Source organism: Pseudomonas sichuanensis (assembly GCF_003231305.1).
Classification (GTDB): domain Bacteria; phylum Pseudomonadota; class Gammaproteobacteria; order Pseudomonadales; family Pseudomonadaceae; genus Aquipseudomonas; species Aquipseudomonas sichuanensis.
In genome coordinates this window covers 1-15,172 of sequence record NZ_QKVM01000063.1, presented here as the reverse complement: position 1 = coordinate 15,172, position 15,172 = coordinate 1, and the positions used below count along the sequence as shown (strand labels likewise).

Here is a 15,172-nt window from a genome sequence, read left to right as displayed (position 1 = left end):
GCCAAGCGAGGTCCCCATGCTGGTCGCCGTTGCCGTCTTCATTTTCACCCTCACCCTGGTCATCTGGCAGCCCAGGGGCCTTGGCGTCGGCTGGAGCGCCACGCTGGGCGCGATCATCGCCCTGGCCGTGGGGGCGGTCTCGCTGCAGGACATCCCTGTGGTGTGGGCCATCGTCTGGAATGCCACCGCCACCTTCATCGCGATCATCATCATCAGCCTGCTGCTGGACGAGGCGGGTTTCTTCGAGTGGGCAGCCCTGCATGTGGCGCGTTGGGCGAGGGGCAGCGTTCATCGCCTGTTCGCCTTTTGCATCCTGCTTGGCGCCGCCGTTTCGGCGCTGTTCGCCAACGATGGTGCGGCGCTGATCCTCACCCCCATCGTCATGTCGATGCTGATCGCGCTGCGTTTTTCCCCAGCAACGACCCTGGCGTTCGTCATGGCCGCCGGTTTCATCGCCGATACGGCCAGCCTGCCGCTGGTGGTGTCGAACCTGGTGAACATCGTCTCGGCCGACTATTTCGGCTTGGGTTTCGCCGACTACGCCGCGGTGATGGTGCCGGTGAACCTGGCCAGCATCGGCGCCACCTTGCTGGTGCTGTGGCTGTTCTTCCGCCGAGACCTGCCACAGCGCTACCCGGCCGACACCTTGCCGGCGCCGAGCTCGGCGATACGTGACCCGGCCACCTTCGCCGTCGGTGGGGCGACGCTGTTGTTGCTGCTGGTCGGCCTGTTCGCGCTGGAGCCGCTGGGCATCCCGGTCAGCGTGGTGGCAGGCGTGTGCGCGGCGCTGCTGTTCGCGGTCGCCGCCCGTGGCCACCGCATCTCCACCCGCCGGGTGCTGCGCGAGGCGCCCTGGCAGGTGGTGATCTTCTCCCTGGGCATGTACCTGGTGGTGTACGGGCTGAAGAACGCCGGCCTGACCGACCTGCTTGCCCGGCTGCTCGATCAGTTCGCCGCCCACGGCCTGTGGAGCGCCACCCTGGGCACCGGCCTGCTCGCGGCGCTGCTGTCGTCGGTGATGAACAACCTGCCCAGCGTGCTGGTCGGGGCGCTGTCTATCCAGGCCAGCGGCGCCGAGGGCCTGGTGCGCGAGGCCATGATCTACGCCAACGTCATCGGCTGCGACCTCGGGCCGAAGATCACTCCCATCGGCAGCCTGGCCACGCTGCTGTGGCTGCACGTGCTGGCGCGCAAGGGCATGCGCATCAGCTGGGGTTATTACTTCAAGGTCGGCCTTGTGCTGACCTTGCCGGTACTGCTGATCACCCTGTCGGCCCTGGCACTGCGCCTGAGCCTGTGACATCCACCACCCTGCGAAGGAGCATTCATGCGAGTCCTGTTCATGTGCACGGCCAACAGTTGCCGCAGCATCCTCAGTGAAGCGGTGTTCAACCACCTGGCGCCGCAAGGCTTCCAGGCGGTGAGCGCCGGCAGTTTCCCCAAGGGGCAGGTGCTGCCGCGCAGCCTGGCGACCTTGCAGCAGGCCGGCATCGCCATCGCCGGCCTGAGCAGCAAGGGTAACGATGCGTTTGCCGACAACCCGCCGGACATCGTCATCACCGTCTGCGACAAGGCGGCGGGTGAGGCCTGCCCGGTGTACTTCGGCCCGGCGCTGAAGGCCCACTGGGGGCTGGAGGATCCCTCCGAGGTGGTGGGCGACGAGGCGGCGGTCGAGGCTGCCTTCCAGGCCACCCTGGCCCGTATCGAGCAGCGTTGCAGGGCGTTCTTCGCGTTGCCGTTCGCCACGCTGGAACCTGAGGCGCTCAAGCGCGAGTTGGCGCGTATTGGCGGGCTTTGACCCTTTGCCGCTCGGAAGAGGCCGGGCCGAAGGCGTATGATCGCCGGCCGCAAGCGCCGACAAGGAAACCGTCATGCTCCCCAACAAAGCCTGTGCAGTGGTGTTGTCATCCACGCCGTATCCCCGGCTGCTGTTGTTCCGCCATCCGCTGGCGGGTGTGCAACTGGTCAAGGGCAGCATCGAAAAGGGCGAAGCCCCGGGTGCGGCAGCCGTGCGTGAGTTGTGGGAGGAATCCGGGATCCGCGATGCGCTGATCAAGGCTGACCTGGGGTGCTGGGATGCCGGCCACCAGGGGCAGGTCTGGTCGTTCCAGCTGTGTGAAGTGAAGGGACCGCTACCGGAACAATGGGCCCATCAGACGCTCGATGACCATGGTCACGTGTTCGAATTCTTCTGGGCCGCGCTCGATCAACTGCCCCTGAACGACTGCCATCCGCTGTTCCAGCGGGCGCTGGTGTTCCTCGGCGCCGCGCTGCGCGCGCACGGCCATGGCACTGGCACGCGGCCGTGAACCCCTGTAGGAGCGGCCTTGCGTCGCGAACGGGCCGCAGCGCGGCCCCAGGATCTCGAGTCTGGCTCAAGACTGCCGGGGCTGCTGCGCAGCCCTTTCCGGCCGGTCCGGCGCCCCGGCAAGGCCGCTCCTACAGGTTTCTGCGTCAGTCGTTGGTAGGCATCAACGCAACTTGAGCAATCGGTCCAGCGAAAAGGCCCCGGCCCCTCGAGCGATCAGCAACAGCAGCAGGCCGGCCCAGGTCAGGTGGGTGGGCCACGCATCGGGGTAGACGAACACTTCGATGACCGTGGTCATGCCGAGCAAGGCCAGGGCCGACAACCGGGTCAGCAGGCCCAGTACCAGCAGCAGCGGGAACAGGTGCTCGGCATAGGTGGCCAGGTGCGCCGCCAGCCAGGGTGAGAGCAGTGGCAGGGCGTATTCGCTGCGGAACAGCTCGTAGGTGCTCGGGGTGATGGTCAGCAGGCCTTCGACCTTGGTGCGGCCGGACAGGAAAAACACCGAGGCGATGCCGAACCGGGCGACCAGGCACAACAGGTTGTCGCCCAGCAGCCGTTGCAGGCGTTCGGCAAGCCGGTTCCAGTGCTGGCGCAGGCTGTTGGCCGGCCCGCTGGGGTGGGTGATGTCCATGGCAGCTCCTTCAGGCGAATGTGAGTGGACGAAAAGCCTGGGCTTGCAACAGCCGACCGAGCAGGTCGGTGAAGTCCAGGTCGGGTTGAGCTTGCAGCGCGAGCTGCGACGCCTGGTCCAGCGTCAGCCCACCGGCACAGGCCTGGAGAAAGGCGCAGCCACCGTGCTCCAGGGGGTGATGGCGCACACCGTCGGCATCGCCGCTCAGCAGCACACCTTCGCCGACCCAGGGCTGATCCTGCGGCCAGGGCAACTGTTCGCGGCTGTAGCGCCACAGGCTGTACGCCGGATGTTGCGCGAACCAGTGCCAGCGTACGCTGGCGCGCGGGCGCAGATGGCTGTGCGCCAGGTCGCCGGCGGTCATGCCGGCCAGTTCGGCGAGGTCCAGGCAGGGATCGCAGGGCCCGCTGAAGGCCTCGTTCCACAAGCGGTCCAGGCGCGCGACATCGGCCAGGTAAGGCAGGCCGTGTTGCGCCTGTATCGCGTCGAGAAAGGCCGCAAAGGTTGCGCCGTAGTGAATCAGCCGGGTGTCGCTGGGCGGTGACTGCTGCGCATAGGCTGCCGCCGCATCGCCCATCCAGGCCGGGCCAACCAGTTGCTCGACACTGGGGAAGTTGGCGCGCAGGGCATCGACGCAGCCAGCCAGCACCGTGTTGCGGTACACCGCGAACGCCGGCTGTGCGGTCAACGCCGCCAGTTGCGGCGCCGGCCGTCCCTGCAGGGCGTCGACGAATGCGTCCTGGAACTGGCGCAAAGAGGGATTCATGGCAAGCCTCCAGTTTGTTCCAGCATCGCCTGGGCCCGGTCGCGCTCGGCGAGCAGCTCGTCGAAGGGGGGGAGGTTGCCGTCACGTTCGATCAGCGTCGGGCGTGGCCCGATGCGCTCGATCAACCCTTGGTACAGCGCCCAGACCGGCTCGGCGATGCTGGCGTCATGGGAATCGATCAGCAGCGAGCCCTGGTCGTCGTGGCTGTACCCTGCCAGGTGCACCTCGGTCACGGCGTGGGCCGGGAACCGCTGGAGGTAGTCGGTGGCGTCGAAACCAAGGTTGTGTGCGCTTACGTGCACGTTGTTGACGTCCAGCAGCAAGCCGCAGCCGGTGCGCCGGACCAGCTCGGCGAGGAAATCGATCTCGTCCCAGTCATGCCCCTGCAACTGCAGGTAGTGGCTGGGGTTCTCGATGGAAAGGCGCCGCCCCAGGGCCTCCTGGCTGCGCTGGATGTTGTCGGCGATGCGCCCCAGCGCCTCGCTGCTGCGGGGGAAGGGCAGCAGGTCGGGGTGGTACTGGCCGCGCCAGGCCGACCAGGCCAGGTGTTCGGACACCAGCGCCGGGCGTACCTGATCGATCAAGGCGCGCAAACGCCGCAGGTGCGTGGCATCCGGTTCAGCATCGGCTGCCAGTGACAGCGCAACGCCGTGCAGCGACAGCGGATGCTGCTCGGCGATGTGCGTAAGCCAGGCGAGCCGTGGGCCGCCGACCATGTAGTTTTCCGGGTGGACTTCGAACCACAGCCCGTCGGCGCGCTGGGCCAGGGCCTGGGCGTAGTGCTCGGCCTTGAGCCCGAGCCCGGCGCCCAGCCGCGTGTTGCCGTTCATGGTCGGCCTCCTGCACTCAGGACTTGATCGGGGTCAGCGAGCCCATGCCGTTGGGCGTCTTGATCGAGGTGCAGGAACCGGCCGGGACGTTCTTCCAGTGCATGCCGTCATAGTCTTTTTTGGCACTGCCGGCGCAGGTGGTGCCGGCGCCGGCCTTGCAGTCGTTCTTGCCGGCCATGGCAACGCCGTAGCATTTCTCCATGGCGGCACCCGTGCCGGCGGGTTGGGCGGTTTCTGCGGCCATGGCAACGCCTGCCAGCGAGGCGAGGGCAAGGGCGGCAGTGGTGAGGGCGAGGGCTTTCATGGTGGGTCTCCAAAGGGTGGGGCCGTGGCGAATTACCGGCGGCTCATGGACTAGTTCGTCGCATTCGTCCTTCGGGTTACAGCCGCTACAAAATATTTCTCGCAATCTGCGCAGGCCACCTACCTTGATTGAGGCAGGCTGGCGCTCGCACGGCAGGGGTGTGCGACAGGGACCGGTGAAAAGAAACGCGGCGAGGGTGTAACCCAGGCGGCCAATGCAACGAACTAATCCTCAGGCAGTGCTCAATGCGCGCGAGTCGCAGTTGCAGGCTTTGCTGCTGCGCGGGCTCTCGGGCGATGCGGTGGCATACCGCGATTTTCTGGCGGCACTGGCGTTGCATGTGCGTGGCTTTTTGCAACGGCGCCTGGCCTGGCGCCCCAGCGAGGTCGAGGACCTGGTGCAGGAAGTGCTGCTGGCGGTGCACAACGCGCGCCATACCTACCAGGCGCAGCAGCCATTGACCGCCTGGGTGCAGGCGATAGCCCGCTACAAACTGGCCGATCACCTGCGCAGCTTTGCCCGCCACGAGGCGCGCAACGCACCGCTGGACGATGACACCGACCTGTTCGCCGGCACTGGTGCGGAGCCTGCCGAGGCCAGCCTGGACCTTGAGCGCTTGCTCGACCAGTTGCCGGCACGTCAGCGCCTGCCCATCGTGCACGTGAAGCTGGAGGGGTTGTCCGTGGAGGAAGCAGCACGCCTCACCGGTCTCTCCAGTTCGGCGGTCAAGGTGGGCATACATCGAGGGCTGAAAGCCTTGGCCAGGTTGATTGAGGGCAGGAGTAACCATGAACACCGATGACTGGATTGACCTGCTGGCCCGCCACGAGGGCCTGGTGGATCGGCACGTGTCGGCGAAGCGCCTGGGTCTTGCACTGCTTGGTGGTTTGCTCGGCGCGGTGCTGATGACAGTGGCCATTTACGGTATACGCAGCGACCTGGGCGAGGTTGCCCGCACGCCACTGTTCTGGGCCAAGGTTGCACTGCCCGCCAGCCTGGCGCTGCTCGGGTTGTGGTTGACCCAGCGGCTGGCCCGGCCGGGTGTGAAGGGCGGCGCCTTGTGGGGGCTGCTTGGCCTGCCCTTGGTGCTGGTGTGGCTGGGCGCGGCGATCAGCCTGCTCGGTACTCCTGTCGAAGCCCGCGCCGACCTGGTCCTGGGCCGTACCTGGCGCACCTGTGCCTTGAACATCGCCTTGCTGTCGCTACCCTGCCTGATCGCTGTGTTCTGGGCCTTGCGCGGCCTGGCGCCAACCCGCCTGCGCCAGGCGGGTGCGGCTGGCGGATTGCTGGCCGGTTCGACGGCAACCCTGGCCTACTGCCTGCATTGCCCGGAGATGGGCGTGCCGTTCTGGGGGCTCTGGTATGTGTTGGGGATGTTGCTACCGGTGCTTATGGGCGCGGCCATCGGCCCGCGACTGTTGCGCTGGTGACCCGTACTGTCCATCGCAAGGTTGCAGGGCCAGCCTTGCGCTGGCCCTGCTGGCCCGTTTTTACCGGGCAGGTTGCAGGAAGGGGTTGCCCTTGTGCTGCAGGTACTGCTGGCCGAACCAGTACGAGGCGTAATCGGTGATATGGCCGATATCGCGGTACACCGGCACCCCGTCGATCGCCATCAGGCAGGCGCCGTCCCGGCACTGGGCATCCTTCGGATCGATGATGATCAGCTCTGGATAAGCCTCCTGCGCGGCCTTGAACAGTGCGGTGAGCTTGGGATCTTCAACGCCATCCCAAGGTTGCTGGTTGCAATGCGCGCTTTCGGCCGCGACGCCGAACATCCCACGCATTTTGATGTTGCGGTACACGCAGTTGTTGACGTTGGCCGGCATGATCATGTTGGCCTTGACGATTACCGGAATGGCACCGGCCTCTCGGATGGCCCGCAGCCCGTCGAGCAGTGCAACTTTCAGCCGTTGGTTGGAGAGTGCTTCGGTACGCTCGTCCTCCAGGGAGGTGACCACTTTGTCGGTGTTCACGTAGTTCTCCCAGATCTGGCCGAGCATCACGTACTTGTACTGGTTCTGCTTGATCAGTTGGTAATAGTCGGCGCTGGCCGCGTGGCAGGTGACGTACAGCTCCTTGAACTTGTACCAGTCGTACAGGTACACGCCAGGCAGGGTCAGGCAGGCGGAGAAGGATTGCGCCATGACCGAGATGTTCGCGTCCTTGGCCAGGGTATCGATGAAGCCCCACTCCTGGTTGGAGAACGAGTCGCCGATCAGCAGCGCCTTGGTTGGCGACTGCACGTCGCCCATGGCGCAACGCTCGTCCGAGCCATCGCGGGCACCTTCCAGGCATTTTTCACGGTGAGGCACTTCGGCGGCCTTGAGGCGGGTCAGGACGCCGCCGGTACCGTAGTCGAAGCGGGCGGGCCAGCCGTCGGCCTTCTTCCCGGCGTCATGCAGTGCCGACAGGCCGATGGCCGGTACGATCAGCATCAGGCCGAGGGTCTTGGTGAAGCCCAGGCGCGAGTGACGCAGTGGTTTTTCCACCAGCAGGTAGGACAGCGTGGCCAGGGCGAAGGTGAGGGCGAAGTAGCTGGCGATGACCGTTGGGGTCTTTTCCATGCCCAGGTAGTTGACGGTGGCGATGATCGGCCAGTGCCACAGGTACAGCGAGTACGAGATCAAACCGATCAATACCACCGGCCGGGCCGACAGCAGCCGGGAGGTGATGCTGGAGGGGCCGACGAACAGCAGCGCGGCGGTGGCCAGGCAGACCAGCAGCGCGTGGTGGTCCGGGTAGCTCGCCACCGGGATGACCTGCAGGGCGGTCAGGACGATGACCAGCAACGCAATCAGTGCGATGGCCGAGGCCAGGACCTTGCCAGGCTGTTTCCTGCCGTTGCCCAGCACGGCGACGCAGGAGCCGATCATCAGTTCGAAGATGCGCGCCGTGAAGAAGTAGTAGCCATGCCCATAGAAAGCCTTGGAAATGTACAGGGCGGCGCCGAACGACAGCAGCGTCAACAGGACACAGGCATAGCCCAGCTGGCGTTTGCTCAGCGAGCGGTTCAGCAGCCATAGCCCCAGCGGCAGCACGATGTACCATTGCCACTCGATGGCCAGCGACCAGGTGTGCATGAGCAGCAGGGTCGCGGCGTCCGCTGTCGCATAGCCGCCCGTTGCCTTGCCGAAGTACTGGTTTGACAGCAGCAGGCTTGTGTACTTTTCGCTCTTCAGGAAATTGACATAGTCATCGGGCAGGTACAGCACGGAGGCCACGGCCAGGGTACCGACCAACAGGGCCAGCACCGCTGGCTGAAGCCGCCAGATCCGACGCGCGTAAAAACCGGAAAACGTGAACGTGCCTTTTTCCATCGACCTGAGGATGATCGAAGAGGTCAGGTAGCCGGAAATGACGAAGAAGATATCGACGCCGATGAACCCCGACGGGAACAGCGTGAGCCCGCCATGGAAGACCAGCACCAGCAAAACGGCAATCGCGCGCAGCCCGTCGATGTCCGCTCGATAATCAACTGTTCTTGCGGTGCCTTGGGCCGGCTGGGTAGTCGTTGCACCGCTGGGCGGAAGAACGTTTGAAACATCGTGTGGCGTGAGCGGATAGCTTTTGTCGTTTGACACAGTGGTAGTCCTTAATTCCCTTCCAATCGCCTTCTGGATCCAGGCAGCACGCAACGTGCCTGCGAGTGGGCCCGCAGGGCACTACAGCTTCCATGGTGAACAGCGCAGGCGTCATCCAGGGCAGGGCCCCGGCTGCCGGCGCGTATCGTACAGGCCTTTAGTCATTGCATTCCATTTCAATTGCTTGGCGAATGGGCGAGGGCGGCCACAGGTGCCGTGACGACGCCCCAGGCAGCCTCCAGTGCCCTATCGAAAACCGGCCTCGGCACATCGGGAAACATTGTGAAAGCACTGGTAACACAGCCGCGCGTCAGCGGCTGCTGCGCAGAACCATAGTCAATCCCACGTGATGTGTTTTGGCAGAGCCTGCCGGAGCGCCACTGGTCGCCTGAGGCAATGGAAAGCTGGCATTCGCCTCAGGTGTGTACGATGATTTTCGTATCGACAGGGATGTCCTATGCAAAAAGGCTTCAAAGCAGCGAGGCGCGCAGTGATCGCAGCCCTCGAAGCAGGTGATTATCTGCATGCGTCACGCGGCGATATCGAGGTGAAGAACCTGTTGGCGACTGGTGCGGTTACGGCGGCGCAAGTCATCGACGTCGTCCTCGCCTGCAACGGCACCCATTACCGCAGCAGCCCCCATCACACGGTGGCATCGGTCGAAGTTCACCTGATCAGGTGGCACGGTTGGTACATCAAGTTCTATTTTCTCGAGCCAGATACCTGGTTCATCAGCGTTCATCAGTGAGTATCCAGGCGATGACGATTCTTTTCGAAGGCGATACCGGCAAGGCGCTCTGCGAGCACTGCCAGGCAGTGGTAACCACGCGTTACCTGCGCCGTGACGTACCGTTCAGTGATGGGCAAGGCGTGGCACGGGACATTCTGGTGGGGGTGTGCGACCGCTGCGACACCGTGGTTGCCCTTCCGGCGCAATCCACGCCAGCGATCCGCGAGGCGCGCAAGGAGCAACTGAAATCCATCGAGGCCAGGTTGCCGGCGGTGTACCTGGACATTCTTGACGCAGCCCTGCATACCGTCTGCCGCGAGGCCGGGGTCCATCTGCGCAAGCTGTTGCTGGCCCACTACCTGCAGCAGTTGCTGCAAGCCGGGCAGGGCGAGGGCTTGCGGCCTGCCCATGAGGCCTTCCTGCAGGCGCTCGAGCAGCAGCGCCAACAGCGAGGTTTGCCGGCCGGCAGCGCGACCCGGCGCCTGTCGATGAAGGTCAACGCACACATGGCCGAGGACTTCCTGGCGCTGATGCAGCAGGCCGATATGTCCCAGACCGAGCTGCTCAAGGCCGTGATCGCGCGCATTCAGGCCGATGTGCTCGAAGCGCGTGATCCGCAGGTGATCGCTACCTTGCAGCGCCTGGCGCGGCTTGCGCGATAGCGATCCGCAGGGGCATCTGGTCGGTTTCAGGATGCGCCTGGTCGCCCGCGCACAACCCCCTTGCCCCAGACCTGCCATGCTCAGAGGATGCCTTCGGACCGCGCGCACTTAGACGCCTGGCCGCAGGCAAGGAGGGTGCCCGGCACACCGCCGCCGTGACGTGGCCGCGCACCGCAGCTGAACACCGCCGGGTACTGCTCGCGTTTCGGCGTGGCCCGGGTTGCCGAGGTTTGCTGTATGCCTGATGAGTTGAACCACCTGCCCCTGATCCAGCGCGTCCTGGCCCGTGAGAAGGACACTCCCGGCGCCTTGTTGCCGATCCTCCACGCTATCCAGGCCGGCGTCGGTTATATCCCCGACATCGCCATCAATGAAATCGCCCATGCCCTCAACCTCAGCCTGGCCGAGGTGCGTGGGGTCATCAGCTTCTACCACGACTTTCGCACCACACCGCCTGCCCGGCACACGCTGCGCCTGTGCCGCGCCGAGTCCTGCCAGAGCCGCGGCGCCGAGGCGCTGGCCGCACAGTTGCGTGAGCAGCTTGGCCTGGACGACCACGGCACCAGCGCGGATGGCGCGTTGAGCCTGCGCCCGGTCTACTGCCTGGGCGCTTGTGCCTGTTCACCGGCGCTCGAGCTCGATGGCCAGTTGCACGCACGGCTCACCCCCGAGCGTTTGCGGGCGCTAGTGGATGGCTGCCGTGAGGAGGTGAAGGCATGTTGAACCTGTGCATTCCCTGTGATTCGGTGGCCCGCGCCGTCGGCGCCGATCAGGTGGCCGATGCGTTGGCCCGTGAGGCCGAGCGTCGCCAACTGCCGCTGCGCATCCAGCGCACCAGTTCGCGTGGCCTGTACTGGCTGGAGCCGTTGGTCGAGCTGGAAAGCGACGCCGGCCGCCTGGGTTTCGGCCCGGTCTCGGTCGAAGACGTGCCGGGCTTGCTCGACGCCCTGGCCACAGGCGAGCCAGGCCATGCCCTGGCACTGGGCCTGGTCGAGCAGATTCCTTACCTGAAAACCCAGCAACGCCTGCTGTTTGCCCGCGCGGGCATTACCCGGCCGCTGTCGCTGGACGACTACCACGCCAACGGCGGCTTCGAGGGCCTGCGCCGGGCCACGCTGATGGAGGGCGACGAGGTGGTCGCCGCCGTGCTTGAGTCCGGCCTGCGTGGCCGGGGCGGCGCGGCGTTCCCGGCGGGCATCAAGTGGCGCACCGTGCGCCAGGCCCAGGCCGTGCAGAAATACGTGGTGTGCAATGCCGACGAGGGTGACTCCGGCACTTTCGCCGACCGCATGCTGATGGAGGGCGACCCGTTCCTGCTGATCGAGGGCATGATCATCGCCGGGCTCGCCGTGGGGGCGAGCAAAGGCTACATCTATGTGCGCTCGGAGTACCCGGATGCCATCCGCACCCTGAACGAGGCGATCCTGCTGGCCCGCGAAGCCGGTTACCTGGACGTCGCAGGCAAAGGTGTGGCCTTCGACCTGCAGGTGCGGGTTGGGGCGGGCGCCTATATCTGCGGCGAGGAAACCGCGCTGCTCGAATCCCTCGAAGGCAAGCGCGGCATCGTCCGCGCCAAGCCACCGCTGCCAGCGCTGGAGGGGCTGTTCGGCCTACCGACACTGGTGCACAACGTGCTCACCCTGGCCTCGATCCCGACCATCCTGGCCAAGGGGGCGGCGTACTACCGCGACTTCGGCATGGGCCGCTCGCTGGGCACCCTGCCGTTCCAGCTGGCCGGCAATGTTCGCCACGGCGGCCTGGTGGAGCGTGCGTTTGGCCTCACGCTACGCGAGCTGGTGGAAGGCTATGGCGGCGGTACCGCCAGCGGCCGGCCGATCAAGGCCGCGCAGGTCGGCGGCCCGCTGGGCGCCTGGGTGCCGCCGGCCCAGTTCGACACGCCGCTGGACTACGAGGCCTTCGCCGCCATGGGCGCGATGCTTGGCCACGGCGGTGTGGTGCTGGCCGACGACACCCTGAACATGGCCGGCATGGCGCGCTTCGCCCTGCAGTTCTGCGCCGAAGAGTCGTGCGGCAAGTGCACGCCGTGCCGGATCGGTTCGACCCGCGGCGTCGAGGTGGTCGACCGGCTGATCGCCAGCACCGACCCAGCCATGCGCGAAAGCCAGGCCGGCCTGCTGCGCGACCTTTGCGACACGATGCAGTACGGTTCGCTGTGCGCCATGGGCGGGATGACCTCGTATCCCGTGGCCAGCGCCCTCAAGCACTTCCCCGCCGATTTCGGCCTGGAGGCCGCGCAATGATCAACTACTTCGACCCCAGCAGCGATATCGACCTGGGCACCCCCGAGCGCGTCAGCGACGTGCAGGTCAGCCTGGTCATCGATGGCCGTTCGATCAGTGTGCCCGCCGGCACCTCGGTGATGCGCGCCGCCGCGCTGCTCGGCACCACCATCCCCAAGCTGTGTGCCACCGACAGCCTCGAAGCCTTCGGCTCGTGCCGCATGTGCATGGTCGAGATCGACGGCATGCGCGGCTACCCGGCGTCGTGCACCACGCCGGTCAACGAAGGCATGGTGGTGCGCACGCAAACCCCGCGCCTGGCCGACCTGCGGCGCAATGTGATGGAGCTGTACATTTCCGACCACCCGCTGGACTGCCTGACCTGCTCGGCCAACGGCAATTGCGAGCTGCAGACCGTCGCCGGCCAGGTCGGCCTGCGCGAGGTGCGCTACGGCTATGACGGCGACAACCACCTGAATGAACGGAAGGACGTGTCCAACCCGTACTTCGACTACGAACCCAGCAAGTGCATCGTCTGCAGCCGCTGTGTGCGTGCTTGCGAAGACATCCAGGGCACCTTCGCCCTGACCATCACCGGGCGCGGTTTCGACTCGCGGGTGGCCGCCGCCGGTGGCGCCGATTTTCTCAGCTCCGAATGCGTCTCCTGCGGCGCCTGCGTGCAGGCCTGCCCGACCGCGACCCTCAGCGAAAAAAGCCTGGTCCAGCTCGGCCAGCCCGAGCGCGCGGTGATCACCACCTGTGCTTATTGCGGTGTGGGCTGCTCGTTCCGTGCCGAGATGAAGGGCGACCAGTTGGTGCGCATGGTCCCGGACAAGCAGGGCGGCGCCAACCACGGCCACGCCTGCGTCAAGGGCCGCTTCGCCTGGGGCTACGCCACCCACCCCGACCGCATCACCAAACCGATGATCCGCAAGCGCCTGCAAGACCCGTGGCAGGAAGTCAGCTGGGACGAGGCGGTGACCTATGCCGCCAGTGAGTTGCGCCGCATCCAGCTCAAGTACGGGCGCGATTCCATCGGCGGCATCACCTCCAGCCGCTGCACCAACGAAGAGGCGTACCTGGTGCAGAAGCTGGTACGCACCGCATTCGGCAACAACAACGTCGACACCTGCGCGCGGGTCTGCCACTCACCGACCGGCTATGGCCTCAAGCAGACACTCGGCGAATCCGCCGGCACCCAGAGTTTCGATTCGGTGATGCAGGCCGACGTGGTGCTGGTGATCGGCGCCAACCCCACCGACGCCCACCCGGTGTTCGGCTCGCAGCTCAAGCGCCGCTTGCGTCAGGGCGCGCGGCTGATCGTCATCGACCCCCGGCGCATCGACCTGGTGGACTCGCCCCACGCCCGTGCCGAACTGCACCTGCAACTGCGCCCGGGCACCAACGTGGCCATGCTCAACGCCCTGGCCCATGTAATCGTCAGCGAAGGCCTGCTCGACCAGCGCTTCATCGATGCCCGCTGCGAGACCGAGGACTTTGCCCGCTGGCGCGATTTCGTCGCCCTGCCCGAAAACGCCCCGGAGCTGCTTGGCCCGGTGTGCGGCGTGCCCGCCGAACAGATCCGCGCCGCCGCCCGGCTGTACGCCACAGGCGGCAATGCGGCGATCTACTACGGCCTGGGCGTGACCGAGCACAGCCAGGGCAGCACCGCGGTGATGGGCATCGCCAACCTGGCCATGGCCACCGGCAACATCGGCCGTGAAGGGGTCGGGGTGAACCCGCTGCGCGGGCAGAACAACGTGCAGGGTTCCTGCGACATGGGCTCGTTCCCTCACGAGCTGCCCGGCTATCGGCATATCTCCAACGCCAGTGTGCGCAGCGAGTTTGAGCAGGCCTGGGGCGTGACGCTGCAACCCGACCCTGGGCTGCGCATCCCCAACATGTTCGAGGCCGCGCTCGATGGCAGCTTCAAGGCGCTGTACTGCCAGGGTGAGGACATTGCCCAGAGCGACCCCAACACCCAGCACGTCACCGCTGCCTTGCTGGCGATGGAATGCGTGGTGGTGCAGGACATCTTCCTCAACGAAACGGCCAAGTTTGCCCATGTGTTCCTGCCGGGCAGTTCGTTCCTGGAAAAGGACGGCACCTTCACCAACGCCGAACGGCGCATTTCGCGGGTACGCAAGGTGATGGAGCCGCTGGCCGGCAAGGCCGACTGGGAAGCCACCATGGCCCTGGCCAATGCCCTGGGTTACCCGATGCAGTACCGCCACCCGTCCGAGATCATGGACGAAATTGCCCGCCTGACGCCGACCTTCCACCGCGTCAGCTACAGCGAGATCGACCGCCACGGCAGCCTGCAGTGGCCATGCAACGACGCCGCCCCCGATGGCACCCCGACCATGCACATCGACCAGTTCGTGCGCGGCAAGGGCCGCTTCATGCTCACCGGTTATGTGCCCACCGACGAGAAGGTCAACAACCGCTACCCGCTGCTGCTGACCACCGGGCGCATCCTCAGCCAGTACAACGTCGGTGCGCAGACCCGGCGTACCGAGAACGTCGCCTGGCACGCCGAGGACCGCCTGGAGATCCACCCCAGCGACGCCGAGAGCCGCGGCATCAGCGACGGCGACTGGGTCGGCGTGGGCAGCCGTGCGGGGCAGAGCGTGCTGCGTGCCAGGGTCAGCGGGCGGGTGGCGGCGGGGGTGGTGTACACCACCTTCCACTTCCCCGAGTCCGGCGCCAACGTGATCACCACCGACAACTCCGACTGGGCCACCAACTGCCCCGAGTACAAAGTCACCGCAGTGGAGGTGGTGAAGGTGTTCCAGCCGTCGGAATGGCAGAAGCGCTACCAGAGCTTCAGTGACGAACAGCGGCGCCTGCTCGACGAGCGACGTCAGGCGCAAGGCAAGGAAAAGGCAGAGGTGCGCCGATGAGCAGCGACAACCTGGTGAAGATGGCCAACCAGATCGCCCACTACTTCGACAGCGAGCCGGACCGGGACAAGGCGGTGCAGGGCGTGCGCCAGCACCTGCAAAGCTTCTGGACCCCGGCGATGCGCAAGCAGTTGGGGGAGTGGATCGAGGCCCATGCGGGGGAAGGGCTTGATCCGAAAGTGCGCGAGGCACTGGCCTAGCGACTGATCGTGCGGCC

Annotated in this window: 16 protein-coding genes; 11 read left to right on the top strand and 5 right to left on the bottom strand. The window is 65.9% G+C overall.

All coding sequences use genetic code 11. From position 1 onward, the window contains the following. Positions 1-16: 16 nt before the first annotated feature. The 3 genes from DM373_RS24990 (at position 17) to DM373_RS24980 (ending at position 2,309) form a co-directional block, all read left to right on the top strand. A complete protein-coding gene (locus DM373_RS24990) occupies positions 17-1,300 on the top strand; it encodes an arsenic transporter (protein ID WP_110996106.1) in 1,284 nt (427 codons plus the stop codon). 27 nt (positions 1,301-1,327) lie between these two features. Beyond that, positions 1,328-1,798: an arsenate reductase ArsC gene (locus tag DM373_RS24985; RefSeq protein ID WP_110996105.1), complete on the top strand. Its 471-nt coding sequence runs from the start codon at positions 1,328-1,330 to the stop codon at positions 1,796-1,798. Positions 1,799-1,871: 73 nt separating this feature from the next. Then, positions 1,872-2,309, top strand: a complete 438-nt coding sequence (locus tag DM373_RS24980; RefSeq protein ID WP_110996104.1) for an NUDIX hydrolase — start codon at positions 1,872-1,874, stop codon at positions 2,307-2,309. Positions 2,310-2,471: 162 nt separating this feature from the next. Here DM373_RS24980 and DM373_RS24975 read toward each other — a convergent pair whose 3' ends face one another. Genes DM373_RS24975 through DM373_RS24960 form a run of 4 tightly spaced genes read right to left on the bottom strand, consistent with a single transcriptional unit; the run spans position 2,472 to position 4,839 of the window. Then, a complete protein-coding gene (locus tag DM373_RS24975; RefSeq protein WP_110996103.1) occupies positions 2,472-2,939 on the bottom strand; it encodes a DoxX family protein in 468 nt (155 codons plus the stop codon). A 10-nt stretch (positions 2,940-2,949) separates the two neighbouring features. Continuing rightward, positions 2,950-3,705: an HvfC/BufC N-terminal domain-containing protein gene (locus DM373_RS24970; RefSeq protein ID WP_110996102.1), complete on the bottom strand. Its 756-nt coding sequence runs from the start codon at positions 3,703-3,705 to the stop codon at positions 2,950-2,952. Next, a complete protein-coding gene (gene bufB, locus DM373_RS24965) occupies positions 3,702-4,535 on the bottom strand; it encodes an MNIO family bufferin maturase (RefSeq protein ID WP_110996101.1) in 834 nt (277 codons plus the stop codon). Before bufB ends, DM373_RS24970 begins: the two co-directional genes overlap by 4 nt. 16 nt (positions 4,536-4,551) lie before the next feature. Beyond that, complete coding sequence (locus DM373_RS24960) at positions 4,552-4,839, bottom strand: BufA1 family periplasmic bufferin-type metallophore (RefSeq protein WP_110996100.1); 288 nt, start codon at positions 4,837-4,839, stop codon at positions 4,552-4,554. Between the two features lie 214 nt (positions 4,840-5,053). Here DM373_RS24960 and DM373_RS24955 point away from each other — a divergent pair, with 214 nt between their 5' ends. Beyond that, positions 5,054-5,641, top strand: a complete 588-nt coding sequence (locus DM373_RS24955; protein ID WP_110996099.1) for a sigma-70 family RNA polymerase sigma factor — start codon at positions 5,054-5,056, stop codon at positions 5,639-5,641. Then, the gene (locus tag DM373_RS24950; RefSeq protein ID WP_110996098.1) at positions 5,628-6,269 is read left to right on the top strand and encodes a DUF1109 domain-containing protein; all 642 of its coding nucleotides are present in this window, start codon (positions 5,628-5,630) and stop codon (positions 6,267-6,269) included. Before DM373_RS24955 ends, DM373_RS24950 begins: the two co-directional genes overlap by 14 nt. Positions 6,270-6,329: 60 nt before the next feature. On the opposite strand, the gene DM373_RS24945 is transcribed toward DM373_RS24950, so the two are convergent. Continuing rightward, the gene (locus DM373_RS24945) at positions 6,330-8,420 is read right to left on the bottom strand and encodes an acyltransferase family protein (protein WP_279630495.1); all 2,091 of its coding nucleotides are present in this window, start codon (positions 8,418-8,420) and stop codon (positions 6,330-6,332) included. 457 nt (positions 8,421-8,877) lie between these two features. On the opposite strand from DM373_RS24945, the gene DM373_RS24940 reads away from it, so the two are divergent. From DM373_RS24940 to DM373_RS24915, 6 genes are all read left to right on the top strand, one after another. After that, complete coding sequence (locus tag DM373_RS24940; RefSeq protein WP_110996096.1) at positions 8,878-9,168, top strand: hypothetical protein; 291 nt, start codon at positions 8,878-8,880, stop codon at positions 9,166-9,168. A gap of 11 nt (positions 9,169-9,179) precedes the next feature. Further along, positions 9,180-9,812 carry a hypothetical protein gene (locus tag DM373_RS24935; protein ID WP_110996095.1) on the top strand — a complete coding sequence of 211 codons (633 nt, stop codon included), beginning with the start codon at positions 9,180-9,182 and terminating at the stop codon, positions 9,810-9,812. A 237-nt stretch (positions 9,813-10,049) separates the two neighbouring features. After that, positions 10,050-10,535, top strand: a complete 486-nt coding sequence (locus tag DM373_RS24930) for a formate dehydrogenase subunit gamma (protein ID WP_110996094.1) — start codon at positions 10,050-10,052, stop codon at positions 10,533-10,535. Then, positions 10,529-12,073 (top strand): formate dehydrogenase beta subunit, encoded by a 1,545-nt coding sequence (locus DM373_RS24925; RefSeq protein WP_110996093.1) that lies wholly within the window; start codon positions 10,529-10,531, stop codon positions 12,071-12,073. The genes DM373_RS24930 and DM373_RS24925 overlap by 7 nt, the downstream gene beginning before the upstream one ends. Further along, complete coding sequence (fdhF, locus tag DM373_RS24920; RefSeq protein ID WP_110996092.1) at positions 12,070-14,955, top strand: formate dehydrogenase subunit alpha; 2,886 nt, start codon at positions 12,070-12,072, stop codon at positions 14,953-14,955. The genes DM373_RS24925 and fdhF overlap by 4 nt, the downstream gene beginning before the upstream one ends. Beyond that, on the top strand, positions 14,952-15,155 hold the full coding sequence (locus DM373_RS24915) for a formate dehydrogenase subunit delta (protein WP_110996091.1): 204 nt from the start codon (positions 14,952-14,954) through the stop codon (positions 15,153-15,155). Before fdhF ends, DM373_RS24915 begins: the two co-directional genes overlap by 4 nt. Positions 15,156-15,172: the final 17 nt, after the last annotated feature.

Coding starts and splice junctions, on each gene's coding strand:
- DM373_RS24960 (WP_110996100.1), bottom strand. CDS start 4,839: ATGAAAGCCCTCGCCCTCACCACTGCCGCCCTTGCCCTCGCCTCGCTG.
- DM373_RS24980 (WP_110996104.1), top strand. CDS start 1,872: ATGCTCCCCAACAAAGCCTGTGCAGTGGTGTTGTCATCCACGCCGTAT.
- DM373_RS24985 (WP_110996105.1), top strand. CDS start 1,328: ATGCGAGTCCTGTTCATGTGCACGGCCAACAGTTGCCGCAGCATCCTC.
- DM373_RS24950 (WP_110996098.1), top strand. CDS start 5,628: ATGAACACCGATGACTGGATTGACCTGCTGGCCCGCCACGAGGGCCTG.
- fdhF (WP_110996092.1), top strand. CDS start 12,070: ATGATCAACTACTTCGACCCCAGCAGCGATATCGACCTGGGCACCCCC.
- DM373_RS24970 (WP_110996102.1), bottom strand. CDS start 3,705: ATGAATCCCTCTTTGCGCCAGTTCCAGGACGCATTCGTCGACGCCCTG.
- DM373_RS24930 (WP_110996094.1), top strand. CDS start 10,050: ATGCCTGATGAGTTGAACCACCTGCCCCTGATCCAGCGCGTCCTGGCC.
- bufB (WP_110996101.1), bottom strand. CDS start 4,535: ATGAACGGCAACACGCGGCTGGGCGCCGGGCTCGGGCTCAAGGCCGAG.
- DM373_RS24925 (WP_110996093.1), top strand. CDS start 10,529: ATGTTGAACCTGTGCATTCCCTGTGATTCGGTGGCCCGCGCCGTCGGC.
- DM373_RS24940 (WP_110996096.1), top strand. CDS start 8,878: ATGCAAAAAGGCTTCAAAGCAGCGAGGCGCGCAGTGATCGCAGCCCTC.
- DM373_RS24915 (WP_110996091.1), top strand. CDS start 14,952: ATGAGCAGCGACAACCTGGTGAAGATGGCCAACCAGATCGCCCACTAC.
- DM373_RS24955 (WP_110996099.1), top strand. CDS start 5,054: ATGCAACGAACTAATCCTCAGGCAGTGCTCAATGCGCGCGAGTCGCAG.
- DM373_RS24935 (WP_110996095.1), top strand. CDS start 9,180: ATGACGATTCTTTTCGAAGGCGATACCGGCAAGGCGCTCTGCGAGCAC.
- DM373_RS24975 (WP_110996103.1), bottom strand. CDS start 2,939: ATGGACATCACCCACCCCAGCGGGCCGGCCAACAGCCTGCGCCAGCAC.
- DM373_RS24990 (WP_110996106.1), top strand. CDS start 17: ATGCTGGTCGCCGTTGCCGTCTTCATTTTCACCCTCACCCTGGTCATC.